Source organism: Paenibacillus sp. J31P13, from assembly GCF_056269295.1.
The window spans coordinates 12,700-31,435 of the sequence record NZ_JBWDNR010000015.1 but is presented as its reverse complement, the minus strand read 5'-3'; the positions used below and the strand labels follow the sequence as shown (position 1 = coordinate 31,435).

At 45.4% G+C, this 18,736-nt stretch carries 14 protein-coding genes; 5 read left to right on the top strand and 9 right to left on the bottom strand.

The genetic code is table 11. The features are described 5' to 3' along the window. Window positions 1-34: 34 nt before the first annotated feature. From AC0YOD_RS26925 to AC0YOD_RS26910, 4 genes are all read right to left on the bottom strand, one after another. Window positions 35-1,072: a LacI family DNA-binding transcriptional regulator gene (locus AC0YOD_RS26925; protein WP_475802430.1), complete on the bottom strand. Its 1,038-nt coding sequence runs from the start codon at window positions 1,070-1,072 to the stop codon at window positions 35-37. Window positions 1,073-1,187: 115 nt separating this feature from the next. Continuing rightward, complete coding sequence (locus AC0YOD_RS26920; protein WP_475802429.1) at window positions 1,188-3,683, bottom strand: EAL domain-containing protein; 2,496 nt, start codon at window positions 3,681-3,683, stop codon at window positions 1,188-1,190. Between the two features lie 356 nt (window positions 3,684-4,039). Continuing rightward, window positions 4,040-4,573: a hypothetical protein gene (locus AC0YOD_RS26915; RefSeq protein WP_475802428.1), complete on the bottom strand. Its 534-nt coding sequence runs from the start codon at window positions 4,571-4,573 to the stop codon at window positions 4,040-4,042. Window positions 4,574-4,733: 160 nt separating this feature from the next. Next, window positions 4,734-5,786: a CobW family GTP-binding protein gene (locus AC0YOD_RS26910; RefSeq protein WP_475802427.1), complete on the bottom strand. Its 1,053-nt coding sequence runs from the start codon at window positions 5,784-5,786 to the stop codon at window positions 4,734-4,736. A gap of 211 nt (window positions 5,787-5,997) precedes the next feature. Between AC0YOD_RS26910 and AC0YOD_RS26905 the strand changes: the two genes are divergently transcribed. Then, window positions 5,998-7,701: a methyl-accepting chemotaxis protein gene (locus AC0YOD_RS26905; RefSeq protein WP_475802426.1), complete on the top strand. Its 1,704-nt coding sequence runs from the start codon at window positions 5,998-6,000 to the stop codon at window positions 7,699-7,701. Window positions 7,702-7,809: 108 nt separating this feature from the next. Here AC0YOD_RS26905 and AC0YOD_RS26900 read toward each other — a convergent pair whose 3' ends face one another. The 5 genes from AC0YOD_RS26900 to AC0YOD_RS26880 all read right to left on the bottom strand — a co-directional run bounded on the left by AC0YOD_RS26900 (window position 7,810) and on the right by AC0YOD_RS26880 (window position 14,568). Next, a complete protein-coding gene (locus tag AC0YOD_RS26900) occupies window positions 7,810-8,697 on the bottom strand; it encodes a carbohydrate ABC transporter permease (RefSeq protein ID WP_475802425.1) in 888 nt (295 codons plus the stop codon). 11 nt (window positions 8,698-8,708) lie between these two features. After that, entirely contained in the window at window positions 8,709-9,581 is an 873-nt protein-coding gene (locus AC0YOD_RS26895) for a carbohydrate ABC transporter permease (RefSeq protein WP_475802424.1), read from the bottom strand. A gap of 250 nt (window positions 9,582-9,831) precedes the next feature. Further along, window positions 9,832-11,160 (bottom strand): extracellular solute-binding protein, encoded by a 1,329-nt coding sequence (locus AC0YOD_RS26890; protein WP_475802423.1) that lies wholly within the window; start codon window positions 11,158-11,160, stop codon window positions 9,832-9,834. A 97-nt stretch (window positions 11,161-11,257) separates the two neighbouring features. Then, entirely contained in the window at window positions 11,258-12,796 is a 1,539-nt protein-coding gene (locus AC0YOD_RS26885) for a response regulator (protein ID WP_475802422.1), read from the bottom strand. Then, entirely contained in the window at window positions 12,793-14,568 is a 1,776-nt protein-coding gene (locus AC0YOD_RS26880; RefSeq protein WP_475802421.1) for a cache domain-containing sensor histidine kinase, read from the bottom strand. Before AC0YOD_RS26880 ends, AC0YOD_RS26885 begins: the two co-directional genes overlap by 4 nt. 160 nt (window positions 14,569-14,728) lie before the next feature. Between AC0YOD_RS26880 and AC0YOD_RS26875 the strand changes: the two genes are divergently transcribed. The 4 genes from AC0YOD_RS26875 to AC0YOD_RS26860 are packed head-to-tail and all read left to right on the top strand — an operon-like array spanning window position 14,729 to window position 18,657. Beyond that, window positions 14,729-15,388, top strand: a complete 660-nt coding sequence (locus AC0YOD_RS26875) for a helix-turn-helix transcriptional regulator (protein WP_475802420.1) — start codon at window positions 14,729-14,731, stop codon at window positions 15,386-15,388. Beyond that, a complete protein-coding gene (locus tag AC0YOD_RS26870) occupies window positions 15,385-16,518 on the top strand; it encodes an alanine racemase (protein WP_475802419.1) in 1,134 nt (377 codons plus the stop codon). Before AC0YOD_RS26875 ends, AC0YOD_RS26870 begins: the two co-directional genes overlap by 4 nt. Window positions 16,519-16,545: 27 nt before the next feature. Further along, window positions 16,546-18,150 (top strand): N-acyl-D-amino-acid deacylase family protein, encoded by a 1,605-nt coding sequence (locus tag AC0YOD_RS26865; protein ID WP_475802418.1) that lies wholly within the window; start codon window positions 16,546-16,548, stop codon window positions 18,148-18,150. A gap of 42 nt (window positions 18,151-18,192) precedes the next feature. Beyond that, entirely contained in the window at window positions 18,193-18,657 is a 465-nt protein-coding gene (locus AC0YOD_RS26860) for a RidA family protein (RefSeq protein WP_475802417.1), read from the top strand. Window positions 18,658-18,736 lie beyond the last annotated feature (79 nt).

Sequence of the window (18,736 nt, the reverse complement as noted above, 5' to 3'; positions counted from 1 at the left end):
GAGGCATTGCTCGCTTCGTCCTATTTTCTAACTGCTAGAACAGCAGTGCATTGCCGCAGCTTTCTCGTACAACCAATGTTGTATTAATTGTCATGTGCACAGCCGCTTCTCTGCCCTCGATCCTCTCAAGCAGCAGTTGAACCGCTGTTCTGCCCATAAGCTCGGTATGAACCCGTACCGTTGTAAGCGGCGGATTCAGGAAGGCAGATATCTCAATATCATTAAAGCCTACAATAGCCATATCCTGCGGAACTCTAATCCCTTGCTCATGAAGTGCCCTTAGAGCGCCAACAGCCATGGAATCACTTGCTATAAAGCATGCGGTAGGCCTTTTCTCCAGCTTTAGCAGTTCCTTCATTGATTCATAACCGCCATTGGATGACCAGTCTGTCTCAAAGACAAGCTTCTCATCGAATTGACCATACTGACTTAATATTTGCTCAAAATAAGCACGACGAAGCTCTACGATTCCAACTTCCTCATGCAGCCTGTTAAGACGATGTATATGATCGCCGCCGCCTATAAAGGCAATAGCATCATGGCCAAGTGATTTCAAATGTTTAATAACAGCTTCTGTCGCCTGTTCAAAATGAAGCTTGACCGTATCATATTCATTCAGCTCATTGGTGTGGTTGACGAATACAAGCCGATTCCCTTGTCCATACAATTCTTTAACATCTTGCTCATCGATGGAGCCAACCACAATGATCCCATCCAGCTCATTCATAGGCTGAAATTCTGCATCGGATCTTCCTCTAAGCACCTTTGTAATCGTAATGCCAAGCTCTTCGCATCTTGTTTCAATCCCTCGCCTAATAGAGGAGAAATAGGGATCATGATGCTCATCCTCTAACGATGACCATAGAAGCAAACCAATTTGCTGTCTAGAAAGCTCCTCTTCTTTTTTCAATCTTCTCACTCTTGAGGGTTTGTATTGCAGTTGCTCGGCTATGCTGAAAATACGTCTTCGCGTTTCCTCGCTAACGGCTAAAGTACCATCATTATTTAATACTCTCGATACGGTAGCAGCCGAAACGCCCGCTTCTTTCGCAATATCTTTTATAGTCGCCATGACACACTCCGTATTTAGTTAATAAATTTACTGAATTATATATACATTCTATCAGACCTAAATAAACAGTTCAACTCAAAAAAAAACGCCTTCCCACTATGAGGAAGACGAATGATCATTTGATTTCATTTTTATTATGCTCCAAAAAAATCTGTACGAATTTAGGCGCTGGCACTGGCGGACTATAAATGTAGCCCTGCACGGCGTCACAGTTGTGCTCGTTAATAATACGAAGCTCATCTTCTGTCTCGACGCCTTCCGTTACTACATTTAAATTCAAATTATGCGCAATAACAATAACGGACTTAAAGATCATTTGCTTCTTAAAATCATGAACAATATCATTGATAAAGGACTTATCCAGTTTCAGTGTATGGAGTGGAATATTTTGCAGATAGCTCAGTGAAGAGAAGCCTGTTCCAAAATCATCAAGCGAAAGCTTGACGCCAAGCTGCTTCAACTCATGCAATATTTTGAGTGTATGGCCTGGGTTGTCCATAAAGATCGATTCTGTTATTTCAAGTTCAATTTGTTCTGGCCGAATACCAGCATCCGAGATGATCCTTTCAATCGTATGTACAATTTGCTTTTGCTGGAATTGAATCATCGACATATTAACACTCACAGAGAGATTTTTTAACCCGATGCGCTCCCATTCGCCAATTTGTTGACATGCCTTTTGCAGCACCCACTCACCTAGCGGAATAATAAAGCCTGTCTTCTCTGCGATAGGAATGAAATCGAGTGGAGACACCATCCCGAACTCTGGGTGCTTCCAGCGAATTAAAGCTTCTGCTCCATAAACGCGACCAGTCGATAAATCAATTTTCGGTTGATAATATAACAGGAATTGATCCAAGTCCAGTGCCTTGAACATACTATTCTCAAGGATGAGTTCCCTCTTTGGCACATCATTCATGGATGAAGAGTAGATTTTACACGTATTGCGCTCTTTCTTCGCTACATACATCGCAATGTCCGCTTCTTTCACCAGCTGATCGCCGGTGTTTCGCGTTATTTCATAATGAATGCTCATTCCCATGCTTGCTGTAATATAAAAAGTTCGCTCCTTCAGCATGATGGGATCTGAAATAACGGTTAATATATCCTCCGCAAGAGCCATCGCTTGATGAATATTCGTAACCTCTTCCAGCAGCGCAATAAATTCATCACCGCCGAAACGAAATACTTTGCCCTGATTGCCAGTTACTCCTTCAATTCGCTCTGCCACTTGCTGCAGCAACTGATCGCCTACTGCATAATCCATCGTATCATTAATCGTTTTAAATCTGTCCAAATCAATAAAGAGCAACGCATAATGCCCTTCAGGACGTACTGTATCCTTAGCTTTTCCTTCTATATAGCGGTGGTAGGCATAGCGGTTTGGCAATCCGGTCAAAATGTCATGAGTTGCCTGATGCTCGATTACCCGCTCCGCTTCTTGGCGCTGATGAATCATATTATTAAAATGATTCGCCATAAATTCAAATTCATCATTGGTTCGAATGCTAAGCTTATAATTGCTATTGCCAAGTGCGATTGCCGAGATGGCATGTACCATCTTTTGAATATTAATCAGTATAATTTTACGAATAAGAAGTATCATTGTAATGGTCATAAACATAAGCGCAATGAGTGTAATAATAATGGATTCTCGCAAGCTGTCAAAATAATTAGACAGCATATTTTTCTTAGGAATAACCGTTTCAACATGCCAAATAACGTCCTTGATCACGATCGGATGGAACATGCGGAGTACGGTCCCTTTACCATCTAGATCAGGTGTGTATATAAATTTCGGCTTATTGCCTTTCACGAAGCCAAGTCCTTCGACATCTGACCATGCTCGGTAAGGCTGCATCAAAAGCGTCGAATCCTTGCCATTGGCTAAGTAAATGTTTTGGGATGTAATGATATTGGAGTAGCCGCCTAATGGACGGACAGCCTCGATTTCTTTTTGCACACTTTCGAGAGAAATATCTACGCCAATTACACCTAGAAAGCCATTTGTTTTATCGACAATAGGCATCACTAATGATGTCATCATTATCGGATTGTCATCTACTAGGTAAGTATAAGGCTCTAAAACAGTAAAAGCCTTCGATCGTTTCGGAATGCTATAAAAGCTTCCACGCTCCGCATTATCGTAATCTTCCAAGGGCAACACTCTAATTGTATCTTCTTCACGAAGCACATATGGAATAAATCTTCCCGTAGCATCGTCGTATATATGGTGATTTTGATAAAGGGCATCTTGCCCATCAAAAGCATTAGGCTCCCAAATCGTAAAAATACCAAGAAGCTCAGCGTGTTCACTTAACGCCTCTTGCAGCAGTTCAACAATCACTTCTCGATCCTCATTATGATCTCTACGCATCTGTTGAATGGTTGCTTCAAGCGTGTCCACTACTGATATGGCTTTATTCATTTTTTGGGTTAACGAATAGGTATAGTCTCTCGCTTGCTTTCCTGCAAGCATCTCACTTTCCCGCAGGTTTGCATGATAGAGTTTTATTAGATGTGTGGAAACCAAAATACTAAACGAGAGAATAACAAGCATCCCTAAGGAAAGTATTAATTTTTGAGCAATGCTTAATCTTATCCTACTCATCTCATCCATCCGCCCCTTGTTGTCGGAGAAAGCATAAAAACGACGTAAATTGTCAAAATATGATATCAATCTAGTATACTTGACATTTTACTACTAACACAATGCAAAAATAGGGCAAAAACACTATATAATTCGACAAATAACTACTTTTATTTTCTCAGTTCCTACCATTCAAGAGTCTCTTGTCCCTGTTCCTTTCGCTCTCTCGCCAAGTATCAAAAATAACCGAAATTCTTCTGGGTAAAATGTCGTATAACTATCGCTTAAATAAGATGTAAACGTAAAAGAAGAAAACAAAAAAGACCGCCATGGTCGCTTAACCTTGAATGGCGGTCTACCTGCTAGTCCTATACTTTCTATACCTGATTTTGCTTTTCCTTTTGTTTATCCTCATTGTCTTCAATGGCACGGTCATGATCATCTAACCGATGCGGACGTCTTCCCTTGCCTCCGTGCAGCTTATGCAATTCATCACGCAGTTGCTGTGCCGTTTTACCTTCTGTTTTAAGACCATGCTCTGCTGCAATCTTGCGAAGCTGCTCTAGCCGTTTCGCTTGATGCTCGGCTTTGAAGGCTTCCCATTTATCTTTATTGGCAACCTTCGCAGCCTCTAATTCCGTCTTCAGCTGCGCAGCGGATTTACCATCGGTTTTAATTCCGAAGTAAGCTGCCATTTCCTTCAGCCTCTCCAAGCGATAAGCTTCAAACTCTTTGCGGGTCATTTTCCCCTTGTGGTGCATATGCGGGCTATCCATATCAGAAGGGTTAGCGTACAGATTGGCAACTTGTTCTGATCCTGATAAGGATGCGACCGATTCCGCCGCCCAGACTGGAGCAACCGAGAACAATACGGCTAGCGCTAAAGCTGGAACAAACCATTTTCTAATCATTTGCTGTCACACCTTTCTATTCCATCGTGATGCCGAGGCTGCAGCAAGCCTCATCTGGATTATTTTACCCAAGCATCCCGGTGAATAGACATCTCTCAGCGAAATTCGACAATTTGCAGACAGACTTTATAGGGGCTGTCTTCGAAATGTCTATTGTAGATTAATTCCCTTGTTCTAGTAGCTCTAGCTCCTGAAGCAGCCAATCTTTCGAGAAATGCTCACCAATAAAAACAGCTACGTCATGAACCTGACCCTGCGGCTCTATTCTCATAAAATCTGATTCTTTAAACGCATATTGAAAGAGAAACCGGCTTGGTGTATCCGTAAAGGTCACAATTCCTTTTGCACGGTAAATGTTAGCTGGCAGCCTTTGCAGCAATGTTTCAAATGCTTCGCTGCTTACTGGATTACGCCAATAATGCGTCACAACCATCACATGATCATGAGAATGATGATGGCCCCCATGCTCGTGATGCCCCTCTCCCTCATCGGTATGGCTGCAGCCAGCAACGGAGCATGTCTCACCCTCCTCATGAGTATGAGAGGCGATGTCTTCTCCAGATTTCTCTGCGATTTTGGACTGGGAGAGAGACTCCGAATTTGCATCGAGCCAGCTCCAGTCGTCAATTGCACAGCGGACAGTTGCAATAATATCTGCATGAGCATTAAGATCTCTCAACTGCTGCTGCGCCTCCACAAGCTGTTCCGGCTCAAGCTTGTCTACCTTATTCAATAGCAAAATCGTTGCACAACGAATTTGCTCGCCCATCAGCTTAAATGTACGACCTTTTCCGTCGCGGCTGCGAGCGAGAAGCTCAGGTCCATCGACTACAGTAATGACGCTGCTCAGATCAATCTCCTTATACATAGCAGCCTCTGTTACACCGTCCAGCGTTTCCATTGGATTCGCAGCTCCTGTTGATTCAATAAAGATCACATCAGGCTGATGGTCGTTAATCAGCATGCTTATTTCCATACCCAAATCTCCACGCATCGTGCAGCAAATACAACCGCTGAGCATTTCCGCCATCGGTACTTCCTCGCCAACCAGCTGACCATCCAAGTTGATATCCCCCAGCTCGTTCATAATAACCGCCGGCTTCTTTCCCTGTGCCTTGTAATAGTCAAGCATTCTGCTTAGCAATGTCGTCTTGCCGCTTCCGAGAAAACCGGACAGCAGGTGTACTGGTATATTTTTTCTCTCATTCGTCATCATGATATCTCCCATATGCCATATTTTGAGCGGATCAGGTTCTTAATTAATAGCTATTATTATATCGTAATTATTACGTTTATTCATCCCTTTATAGAGTCTTCAAAATTAAAAATTTAATAATAGTTTATAATCCCTTAAGCTTTAGTTCATTTTCCTGTAGGAAATATTTGCTACGATCAGTATATACAAAAATAGGGAGGCTTACTTAATGAAGCATTTGAAAATTTCTCAAAAGATAAACGTAATCGTAGCCGCCGCTCTATTATTCATTATTGCCGTAGGAGCAGGAGGCAACCTCTCCGTACGACAAATGGCTAGCATATCCAGCGACATGTACGATGATAGTCTGCTGCCGCTCTCTTGGATTAAACAAGTCTCTGCTAATGACTACAAACATAACGCTTTATTCCTAGAGCTCATGTTCAATGAAGACTCTGCTCGAACAGAAGGTCTTATCGAGCAAATACATACGAATTCAGACTCATCCAGTGCGCTGCTTGAGCAATACCGATCAACTCCACACACAGATAGTGAGATTAATCTATTGAAGGAATACGATAAGCTGGTACAACAATACGAAGAGCAAGAGCAGCAAATCGTAGATTTAATGATGAACGGTCACGTAACAGAAGCCTACTCCCTCTATACAGAGCAGACAGCTGTGCTGCGTACCAGCATGACTGAAATCCTCACCAAGCTGGCCACGTCTGCGGAGGAAACCGCCTCTGCCATGAATAAAGAAAGTGAGACTCGCGCTGAAAGCAGTGACAACATCACATTAATGAGCACGATCGCTGCTCTTCTGCTGCTCATTCCCATTGCTATTATCATTACCAAGTGGATTACGAAGCCCGTTAAATCACTTCAACAATTGATGAAGCAGGCAGAGGATGGGGACGTTACAGTTAAGGGCACGTATTCCTCCAGAGATGAAATTGGGCAATTAACGAACTCCTTCAACACGATGATAAGCGGCATCCACGCCCTTCTTCAACAGGTTAATGACAGCGCCCAGATATTAACCGCCTCATCGGAAGAACTCACTGCAAGCGTTCATCAAACATCCGGTGCCGCAGAGCAGATATCCGGCGAGGCACAAGCATTAGCCGCAGGCTTCGAGCAGCAGAGTGACACGATTACCGACTTAAGCACGGCTACTGATCATATGGTAAGCCATCTCACTCATGTGGAATTAATCGGAAAAGAAATGAAGCAGCTCGCTGACGATACGGAGCTTGCCAACCATAATGGCGCAAAGGCAGTTGAGCATATTCATGATCAAATGATAGAGATCAAGTCTACGGTGGAGGAGACGGAGGCTGACATAACAGCGCTGCACGAAGCTTCAACAACGATAGGTTCCATCATAACGGCCATTAATGAAATAGCCAGACAAACGAACTTGCTCTCCCTAAATGCTTCTATTGAAGCTGCGAGAGCTGGTGAAGCAGGTCGCGGCTTCACCGTAGTAGCTGGAGAAATTCGCAAACTGGCGGATGATTCAGCCGTATCTTCGCGCCAAATCGCAGACCTTGTCACACATATGCAAGCCAAAACCGAGGAAGCCGTTCAATCCATGCGTAAGGGCGCTGAGCGAGTAGCCATTGGAATGGAGCGAAGCCTCAATGCCTCTGCTTCCTTCATCCAAATGGAAGCTTCCATTTCCAAAACCGTACATAAAGTAAATGAAACAGAAGCAGCCATCACGCAGGCAGCAGGTGAATCCCGCTCTATTTCTTCTTCTATGCAGTTGGTTAACCGCATTACGAGTGAGGGCGGAGGGCGTATTCAGGAAATGTCAGCGGCTTCACAGGAGCAAGCTGCTGTAATGGAAGATGTACTCCATTCCGCGAGCAGCTTATCTGATTTGGCCGATGATCTTCATAAAGCGATGTCTCGTTTCACACTGTAAAATATTTATTTTAGTGAGACCTGCTTGAGGTTCAATTGACATGCGTTTAAATATACAAAAAAAACGGTATCGCACCTCTAAAGAGGCCGATACCGTTTTTTTTATTTCCTAACCCTTTACAGCCCCTGCTGTCATCCCTTTCATGATCTGCTCTTGGAATATCAGATACACGATAATGGTGGGTACAACAGCGAGCGCCATAGCCGCCATCGTAAGCTTATAATCTGTCGAATACCCGGTAGCAAATACCGATAAACTAAGCGGTAAGGTCTTCAGATGGGGATCACTTATAAAGACAAGCGCAAAGGAGAAATCATTCCAATATCTCAAGAAGGCGAGGATACCGACTGTCGCCAGCGCCGGAAGGGATAACGGTAGCATCATGCGAAGGAATATCCCCCAGTAGCCTGAGCCGTCTATCATCGCTGCCTCTTCAATTTCTTTTGGAAAGTTGCTCATATAAGCCACACACACGAATATGGCGATCGGCAGTTCAAATGCCGTATATGGCAGGATTAAAGCTGCGTAGGTGTTCAAAATATCAATTTTGTTCATTAAGATGAACAAAGGAACAAGTGTACTATGGATAGGAATAAGCATGCCCAGCATAAAAGTTCCCATCACGAGCAGCTTTCCTCTGAACTTAAAACGAGCGATGACATAAGCGCATAATGCGCCCATAATAAGTGTGATAACAAGTGCAGTTAGCGTAACGATAGCCGAGTTCATAAAGGCAACACCCATATCCGCTACTTCCCAGGCACGGGAGTAGTTGCCCCAATTCCAAATGGCCGGCAGCCCGAACGGACGTGAGAAAAATTCATCATTGGTTTTAAATGCGCTAATAAACAACCAAATGAGCGGATAGAGAGTTACTAGTGCATATACAGTCAGACCTACGGAAAGTAAGCTGCCTTTCATCTTGCGCAGCCCTGCTCCAAAACCTTTGGAGGAGGCTGAGTGAGCAGCGCTAATAGATGGCGTAGTCATAAACATGATCCCCTCCGTTATTTTTTGGATCTCATCAGGTACTGGCTTCCCGCTACGAGAATCAAGCTAATGATAATAATCATAGTAGATACTGCGCTTCCGTAACCAAAACGATAGATCGAGAACGTATTGTTGTACATATAAGAGGCAAGCAGCTCTGTTGAGTTCGCTGGTCCCCCGCCTGTCATAACATAAATGAGATCAAACGCTTTAAGACTTCCAGATATGCAAAGCACTACCGCGACCTTGATCGTATCCCAAATCATCGGAATTTTGATAGAAAACAGCTTGCGTGAAGCAGTTGCCCCGTCAATCTGAGCCGCGTCATCGATTTCACTAGGGATATTTTGCAAAGCGGCAATAAACATAATGAGATAAGGTCCCACGTTCAGCCAAATGATCGGTACCATGATTGCATACATCGAGATAGAGGGATCAGAAAGCCACTGCTGCTTCCAGCTGCTTAAACCAAGACTGTCCAGCAGAAAGTTCAGCACCCCGATTTGCGGATGATAAATGTAGCCCCAGATAATACCGACTACGACGGATGAAAGAACCATCGGCATAAAGATCGATGCACGGATAAACTTTTGGAACAAGCCGTTCTTAAGCAAAACTAAGGATAGCAACAGCGCAATCGGCACCTGACCGAAAACGGAAGCGGCAACGATGAGCAGATTGTTTTTAAATGAATGCCAAAACAGTCTGTCTTGCAAAACTTCCTTATAATTGTCTAAACCGATGAAACGCATCTCTCCGATGCCCTTCCAATCAAAAAAGCCATAATAGGCTGACCAAATAATCGGTACGATAACAAAAAAGACGAATAACGCGAGTGCCGGAAGAAGTCCGATAGCGATAAAGCCTCTGATGCGTAAAGATGATGACATGTTCGTCTCCTCCTAAAAGGTTTGCGTAGCAAACCTACTTCGTAAGCAACAGCTAAGGTTTGCGTAGCAAACCTACTTCGTAAGCAACAGCTAAGGTTTGCGTAGCAAATCTACTTCGTAAGCAACAGCTAAGGTTTGCAAGTAAGCATAAGCTAAGGGATTGGTTATTTCCTTTATGGCTCGGTTTGAGAACCGTTGGTGCTTTAAGGAAATAACCATTACCCTTTCATATCATTGATAGAGAAGCTTATTATTTACCTAGTGCTTTGGATTGTGCATCTTGGATTTTCTTCGCTACATCCTCTGGTTTGCCGCCCATCAATAGCTCTTGAAGTCCATTATTCACAGCATCAGCGCCTGCAGATGTAAGTTTGCCATCGTATACGGGAGTCATCTTCACTTTGTTCACCAGATCATATACTTCGCTAAAGATTGGAGATACTTTGCTCTTGTCCAGCTCTGCTTTGTAGCTTACAAGCTGATTGCTCTCTAGCGTGCGCTTCTGAGCTTCTGGTCCGGACATTGCATAAATAAGTTCGAATGCTGCATCTTTCTTAGCACCAGTAGCATCCTTGCCAAGACCCATACCTACACCAACTACACCTGATAGAGAGTTTGGATCGCCTTTACCGCCAGGGATCGAAGGAAGAACCGTAGCACCCATAGCTTTCAAAGCTTCTTCAGAAGCATTCGATGCAAGATTGGACAATGCCCAGCCGCCATCGATCATCATCGCTGCTTTACCTTGTGCAAACATTTGCTCCATTTGTGTGTTGTCAATTGCATTGAAGCCTTCTTGGAAAGCACCTGATTCGCCAAGCTGCTGCATGTAAGTAAGAGCCTGTACAAATTCTGGATCTGTGAAGGATGCGCCATCTTGGCTTGCTGCCTTCAGGAACCATTCTGTACCCGTTACACGATCAGCCAGTGAGCTGAAAATACTGGATTGAGCCAGCCAAGCCGCTTTGTTGCCTAGTGCGATTGGTGTAATTTTATTAGCTTTCAGTACGCTGATTGCATTCAAAAGCTCATCCCATGTTTTTGGAACAGTTAGATTATTTTGCTCAAGAATCGTTTTGTTATAGTACAGAATCGATGTCGGAGACAAGCCCATCGGTGCGCTGTATATTTTGCCGTCTACAGTGAAAGCATCGAAGGAGTTTGGCATGAAGCCTTCTTTCCATTCTGGGTGGCTGTCAATCAGCTCGTTAACAGGTTGGATGAGTCCGCCTGCAGAGAACTCCTGCGTCATCGAACCATTTGAAAGGATGAATACATCCGGCATTTCATTCGCAGCTGCAACCGTTTTCAAACGAGTTTTGTAACCGTCTGGCGGAATCGCTTGAATGTCTAGTGTGATATTCGGGTGATCCGTTCCAAATTGCTCAATGATCGAACGCATCGTTTGTGCTCGCAGATCATCGCCGGTAAAGTTATGCCACAGGCTTAGCTTCACTTTTTCTGTTCCTGCATTTTTACCGCCCTCGTTTGTTTTTTCATTGTTTTTGTTTCCGCCACATGCTGCCAAAATCGTGATCATAAGAGTAACCATAATTGCTATTGATAGAGTCTTCTTCATGTCATGTTTCCTCCTTGATATTTGTCTTATCTCCGAGTATAGGGAAACAACGTCTACATGTGCAGGGGACAGAACTCAGGAGTAGGGTAGATAAACTTCAGCTTCTCGATCGGTACTCTGAGGGGGTAAATCCTGTACTGCGCTTGAATAATTGACTAAAATATTTCATATCCGCATACCCTACGCGCCCTGCTACCTCGCTTACTTTAATCGGTGATTCATCCAGCAGCCGCTTGGCGCGATCCATTCTAGTTCGGGTCACGAACTCGATATACGTTTGCCCTGTTTCTCTTTTAAATACCTCGCTGAAATGATTCGGATTCAAGTGTACATGCTTCGCAACCTGCTGCAATGTCAGCTCCTTATCCAAGTGATCATGAATATAGGCAATTGACCGTTTGATGTAAGGTATGCCTTCTTGTTCAACCGATTCACGGTACATTTGCATAAGCTCATTAAGCTGTTTAAAAAGAGATTCTACTCCGATAGCAGTATTCGACGAGGAAGACATACTGCTCGCGAGCTTCGCTCCCGATAGCAATGAAGCATCCCCATAAGCTGTAATGACTCGCTCGACCCAGCGATAAGCCGAGATTTGTACAGAGTGAAGAAACCGCCTCAGCGACTCTGGCGTCGTGTTGGAATCCATGAGCTGAAGTCCAATCATTTTATCAACCCATTGATAGAGTCCCGCCTCCACACCACTTTGAAATAAAGCAGTAAGCTGGGCTTCTTCCTCTCCTGAGCAAACCGTACGACCTCCCTGCCTGTCTTTAATTTGATCATAAGTAAGCAGTCCTTCGTCTGCTGTCATCCCCTTGAACAAGAATGTGTAGGATGCTTCCGTGTAGGATGCTTTTAGCTTGCTCCAATCGGGGACGACCGAGCCTGCTGCCCCAAACAGCTTGCACTTTAGCTTACGTCCAATTCGGTCAAGCACTCTTCCGAGCTCTGAAATATCACCGTTCATTGGCTCATGTCTGAGCAGGACGACTAGACTATCATTTCGAAGCAGCGCTTCCCCTTCAATCATCTCGCTTATCATATTGTGAACCGCAAACAATAATAAATAGCCTTGGTTACCTGTGTCTCCCCAGCCGTCAGCCGAGATGATAACAGCTTGAAGTGCAGATGCTTCATTCATTCGCAATAACGGCAGCAGCTTCGCAGCCTTATCTACCGATCGGCTGTCAAGCTCCGTTCCTTCTAAGAGTCTCTCAAAAAGTCTATCGCGCAGCTGATCTCTTTTTAATGACTCCCATTTTTGCACAATTCGCTGCTTTGCGCTGTTAACCGCTCGTATAATCTCATCCGGACGACTTGTTTTGAGCAAATAATCACCTGCTCCTTCGCGAATCGCTCGCTGTGCATAGGAGAAGTCATCATAGCCTGTTAATATAATAACCTCACTATCCGGTAGAAGCCTCCTGACCTCACCTGCAAGCTCAAGACCGCTGCGCCCTGTCATTTGAATGTCTGTAAGAATAATATCCGGTTGCTCTAATTCCAAACGTGACAGTGCTTCCTCTGCTGATTCTGCGGGCTTCAAAAGCTCATAACCGAGCTCCGACCACTTAATAACGGTACTAAGCCCTGTTCGAATAATGACCTCATCATCTACGATTAGCAGCTTCATTCGGCTTTTCCTCCCTCGTTGAGCATCGGGATCAGGAAGGACACACGTGTGCCGATCCTTTCCGTGCTTTCTATGCGTAATCCCGCTTCTGCACCGTAATGCAGCTGCAATCGTTTATGAACATTGCGCAGCCCGTAGCTGCCGCGTTCCAACCGTTCACGCTCTTTTCTTCGATCATCCGGACCATGCAGTTCCTTATAAATCGAAGCCAGTCTGCCGCTATCCATGCCCGCTCCAGTATCCTCGACAGCAAAGGCCATGAAGGAGCCCTGTTTGTGAGCGGTAACCCTAATCTCACCAGCCTCCGTTTGCTTTTGAATACCATGAATAAGAGCGTTTTCAATTAAAGGCTGCAGCAGCAGCTTTAACATCGTTTCTTCCGTTATTTCCGGATCAATATCAACCATAAACTGAAATTTATTTGGAAAACGAATCGACTGAATGTTAGCATAATGACCCGCATGTGCGACCTCCTGCTCAACGGAGCAAAATTCCTCTCCCTTATTCAAGCTGAATCGCATAAAATCGCTTAAGCTGCCCACCATATCAGCCGTCTTCTCGTCTTGATTCATTAAAGCCATCCAGTGGATGGACGACAGCGTATTGTACAAGAAATGAGGGTTGATCTGCGCCTGAAGCGCATGCATATCTGCCTCTTTTTTATTGGACTCCTCCAGCTTCACCTGCTCCGTTAGACCTTCAATTCGCTCACTAAGCTTATTATAGCTGCGTACAAGCTGACCGACCTCATCCATTGTTTCCACCGGATAGGTCTGCATAGGCTCCTCTGGATTGGAATGCTTCAGAAACTGCGTCAGCATGATAAGCGGATTCGTCACCCTCTGAACAAAATAGAGAACGAGCGCAACTACAAGCAGCACGGAGAAAATAATAACAATCGCCATCAGCTGGAGCATATAACTGTTTTGCGCTTTGTATTCTGCGAAAGGCATAACACCAGTTAACCGCCAACCGACTGCAGCTACTGTATCATAGAGAATCGTTTGTTTATTTTCCCCTTTCCCATAATTCAGCGTGCCTGAATCTCCTTTTATCTTAAGTCCAGGAAGCAGCTCCCCCATGGTTGATACAGAGTCGCTCCCATCACTACCAGACAATAATAGCCCATCCTGATTGGATAATACGACATACCCATCATGAGAAATACCCGCTTGCTCCAGAATCTTCGCTACTGCCTCTTCGTTGAGGCTGATAACCAGCGTTCCGATTTCCTTAAAGCTGTTCAAGCTGCGGATTGGCCTAACCAACGAGATAACCTGCTTGGTTCCCCCAGCTGTAATGGTCTCGTAACGACTTGTCCACCATTTGACATGGGACTGAATATTATGAGCCTCCTGCCCTGTCAGATCAGTTAGCCCCGTCGAGAAAATAGTTGTATTAGATACGGGATGCGATTGACTTAAAGGATATATCGTAATATCCGAAATGTATGCTTTGGAGAAAACGAGATTTGACAGAAATTCAATCATCTGCGTCTGCTTGACCGCATTTTCAGATGAGCTGCTTAAGTATTGCTGCACATCCTTTTGTCCAATCAGGAATAGCGACATATTCTCGATATCCTGCACGATGAACTCCAGATTCGTACCCGTCTGACGCAAAATGCTCATACCTGACTGCTTAGCCTTCTCTTCTGTTGCCGTCGCTGCCATGTTGTAGGCGAATAAACCCAGCGCAAGCAAAGGAATCAAAACCGAAAGCAGCAGCAAAAAGGAAAGCTTTCGCTTTAATGAACTACTGATCCAGCGCATCTCACATCACCTCTCCTGTTGTCGTATCGCGAAGCATAAAAGTTTAAAAATATCCTATCACACTTTTTTTTAGGTTAACAGATTTTTTGTTTGATTTTTTTGACAGCACGTAGTACCATGTGGGCAATGAGATTGCAAGGAATGGAGGAAGGCGAGCAAAATGGAATCGATATCGCAGGAACTCGTTTTTTTAACCGAGATGGCTAAAGGCATAACAGCGCAGTTCGGCGACAATTGCGAGGTCGTCGTACATGATTGGTCGAAACCCGTTGACAGCACGATTGTTGTCATCGAGAACGGACATGTTACTGGACGAAATGTCGGAGATCCGGGCACGAATCTGGGGCTGGAAATAATGCGCGGTACGTCGGAGGGCGATAATCGACATAACTATGTCACGCAAACTAAGGACGGACGCATCCTTCGGTCCACCTCCATGTATGTCAAAAATAACGCCGGTACTATTATCGGGGCACTCTGTATTAATTTCGACATCACCGATCTAATGGTAGCTGAGAAAACATTGCAATCGCTGACAGCAAGCGGTCTGCAGCCTATCCGTGAATCCTTCGTCAGCAACGTGAATGACCTGTTGGACACACTTATTCAAGAAGCACAGGAAATGATCGGCAAGCCGCCGGCAACGATGACTAAGGAAGACAAAATTAAAATCATTCAATTGCTCGATCAAAAGGGTGCTTTCCTTATTAAAAAGTCGGGCGAGAAGGTTTGCAGCTATTTGAGCATTTCAAAATTTACACTATACAGCTATTTGGAGGAATCCAAAGCCGCCGATAGCGAAGGAGGAACGGTAGAATGAATCAAAATAAGTACATACCGTTATTCGAAGGCCGCGAGCTGGAGACGCCCTGTCTCGTCATTGACAGTAGCGTTGTCGCCGCCAATATTTCCGCAATGGCAAAATCGTTGGAGCAATGCGGCGTAATGCTTCGTCCGCATGCAAAAACACATAAGCTGCCGGAGATGGCAGCTACACAAATGGCAGCTGGTGCCGTCGGCATTACGGTAGCAAAAATTTCAGAGGCTGAAGTGATGGCAGCCAGCGGTATCCGTGACATATTTGTCGCTTACCCGCTTATTGCTGAATCCAAGCTTGAACGAGCAGCTCGTTTAAGCTTAAGCGGCATTCGATTAATCATCGGAGTAGATAGCCTAGAAGGTGCGAAGCGAATTTCTGAGATTGGCTTGCGAGAAGACACTGAGCTAGAAGTTCGCCTTGAGCTAGATACCGGACTACACCGCACAGGTGTTACGATCGACAAAGCTGTCGAGCTAGCCAAACAAATCAACGCGCTTAAAGGAATAAAGCTTAGCGGCATTTTCACCTATCGCGGCGCAATGCTCGGCGGAGCATCGACGCTGGACTTGAGAGCCGCTGGTCATGAAGAAGGCCGCTTGATGGTTGAAGCTGCCTCTGTTTTAAGAGAGGCAGGCATCGCAATTAGCGATGTTAGCGTCGGCTCTTCACCGACAGCGTTGTTTGCTGCAGAGGTAGAGGGTGTGACCGAGGTGCGTCCCGGCACTTACATCTATCAGGACCGGATGCAGGCTGCTTTCGGCACCTGTACCCTTGAAGATTGCGCAGGAGCTGTCCACGCTACAATCGTTAGTCGCCCTTCGGATGATTTAATTATTATTGATGGCGGCAGCAAAACGTTTGCGACAGACGTGCAACCGGGCAATTCCCCTCTGTTTCTCAAGGGCTTCGGTCATATCATCGGGGACTCCGATGCGATTCTGGAGAGAATGAATGAAGAGCATGGCATGATACGTGTGGAGCCGAATTCGACTTACGCGGTCGGCGATGTTATACAAATCATCCCTAATCATATTTGCAGCACAGTCAATCTTCATAACTTTGTTTACATCAAGGATTCGTCCGAGGCTCTGCGCAAAACAAACGTAGCTGCACGAGGAATGCTCGAATAACGAGAAGGAGAAGGGGAGGAGCAAAGCATGCTCGATCTTATTTTGAAAAATGGTAGAATCGTCGATGGCAGCGGAAATCCTTGGTATAAAGGCGACGTTGGCGTAAAGGACGGCATCATCGTTGCGATTGGACAAATTGATCAGGAGGCTGACCGGATCATCGACGTGGGACGAAAGGTCATCTCACCCGGCTTTATTGATGGACACTGTCACTCTGATCTTATGATTATTGATCATCCCTACAGTGAAATTAAGCTGCAGCAAGGCGTAACGACAGAGGTTGTCGGCAACTGCGGGCTCGCTCCTGCACCTTTCGTTCGTGATAAAGCCAGTATGCTGCAAACTTACGTTCAGCCGGTGCTAGGCAGCACAAGCTGGGAATGGCCGTGGGAAACAGTCGGTCAATATATGGACTTTGTTAGCCGCTCCAATCCTTCTGAGCATATCGCTACCTATGTCGCACACGGCGCTCTGCGCATTGCGGTAATGGGCTTCGAGAACAGACCCGCTACAAAAATCGAGATCGAACGTATGAAAGCGCTTCTTGAAGAAGGGCTTCGTGCTGGTGCAATCGGCTTGTCTATCGGCTTATTGTATGCACCGGGCAGCTATACCTCCCGTGAAGAGCTCGCAGAGCTTTGCAGCGTGCTGCCAAAGTATAATGGACTGCTCTCCACTCATATTCGCGGTGAAGGCAATAACTTGCTGCCATCTGTTGCAGAGGTTATCTGGATTGCTGAGAAAACCGGCATCTCCTTGCATATCAGCCATCTGAAGGCAGCAGGACGCGCCAACTGGGGCAAAGCACTTGATGCACTGGAGCTAGTTGAAGCAGCAAGAGGACGCGGTATGGACGTTACGGTCGATGTATACCCATACGCTGCCGGCTCCACAACCTTGACGACTGTCCTTCCTCCTTGGGTACTAGAGGGCGGTATCGAAGCCACGCTCGAAGCATTCCGAGATAAATCGCTTCGTGCACGTATTAAGGAGGAGCTAAGTCATGAGCAGGATACATGGGATAATCTCGTATGCTCCACCGGCTGGTCCAGCATCATCATTTCGTCTGTGGGAACGGAAGCCAACAAAGGCTTTGAGGGCAGATCCATTGCGGAGGTTGCCGAGGTTCTCGGACAGCATCCTGTTGACTGTATGATGGATCTTCTGCTCGAGGAAAATGGAACTATAGCAATCGTCTACTTCCATATGTCCGATGATGATGTGAAGCAGGTAATCGGCTATGAGAAGTCTCTTATCGCATCCGACAGCTTGAACTGTGAGATAGGCAAGCCTCATCCTCGCACATACGGCACCTTCCCTCGTGTCTTTGCTAAATATGTACGTGAAGACAAAATTCTGTCGCTAGAGCAAGCGGTTCGCAAGCTCACTTCATTCCCTGTTCAGCGCTTCAAGCTTGGCAAAAGAGGACTTCTCGTGCCCGGCTATGCTGCTGACATTACTGTTTTTGATCCAGATGCGATACAAGATACAGCTACATTCGAGGATCCTCGTCAGTATCCAACTGGCATATCACATGTGATCGTCGCTGGCCACCTTACACTTCAGCACGGCACTCATACTCATAAGCGTGACGGTCAACTCATTCGCGCGCATCAATGCTGCACGCACTAGCTGACCATTATTATAAAAAAGAAAAATAGGGAGCTGTTAAACATGTCTATTATTGAAAAACGTCTTGCTGAGCTTGGCATTATTTTGCCTGAAACCACGAAACCGAAATTTTCCTACATCCCGGTTAACCAAACTGGAAATCTTATCTATACCTCGGGCTTCGACTGCCGTATCGACGGTGTTCTCATGTATGAAGGTAAAATCGGCTCTGATCTAACGATCGAGCAAGGACAGGAAGCCGCTCGTCAGGTGGTCATTAACCTGCTTGCAGCTATGAAGGCTCACCTCGGCGATCTTGACCGTGTCGTGAAAATTGTTAAAATACTTGGCTTTATCAATAGTGCTCCTGGCTTCGGCGATCAGCCGTATGTGCTTAACGGCGCATCTGACCTGCTGATCGAGGTATTCGGTGAAAACGGTCGTCACGCTCGCTCCGCCATCGGAACAAGCGACCTTCCATTCCACACACCAGTTGAAATCGAGCTAATTGCAGAAGTGCGAGAATAGTATTGGCGTGCAAAATCCCCAAGGCTCAGGCACTTGGGGATTTGAAACTATTTTAGTTTAGTGGATACCTAGATTAACC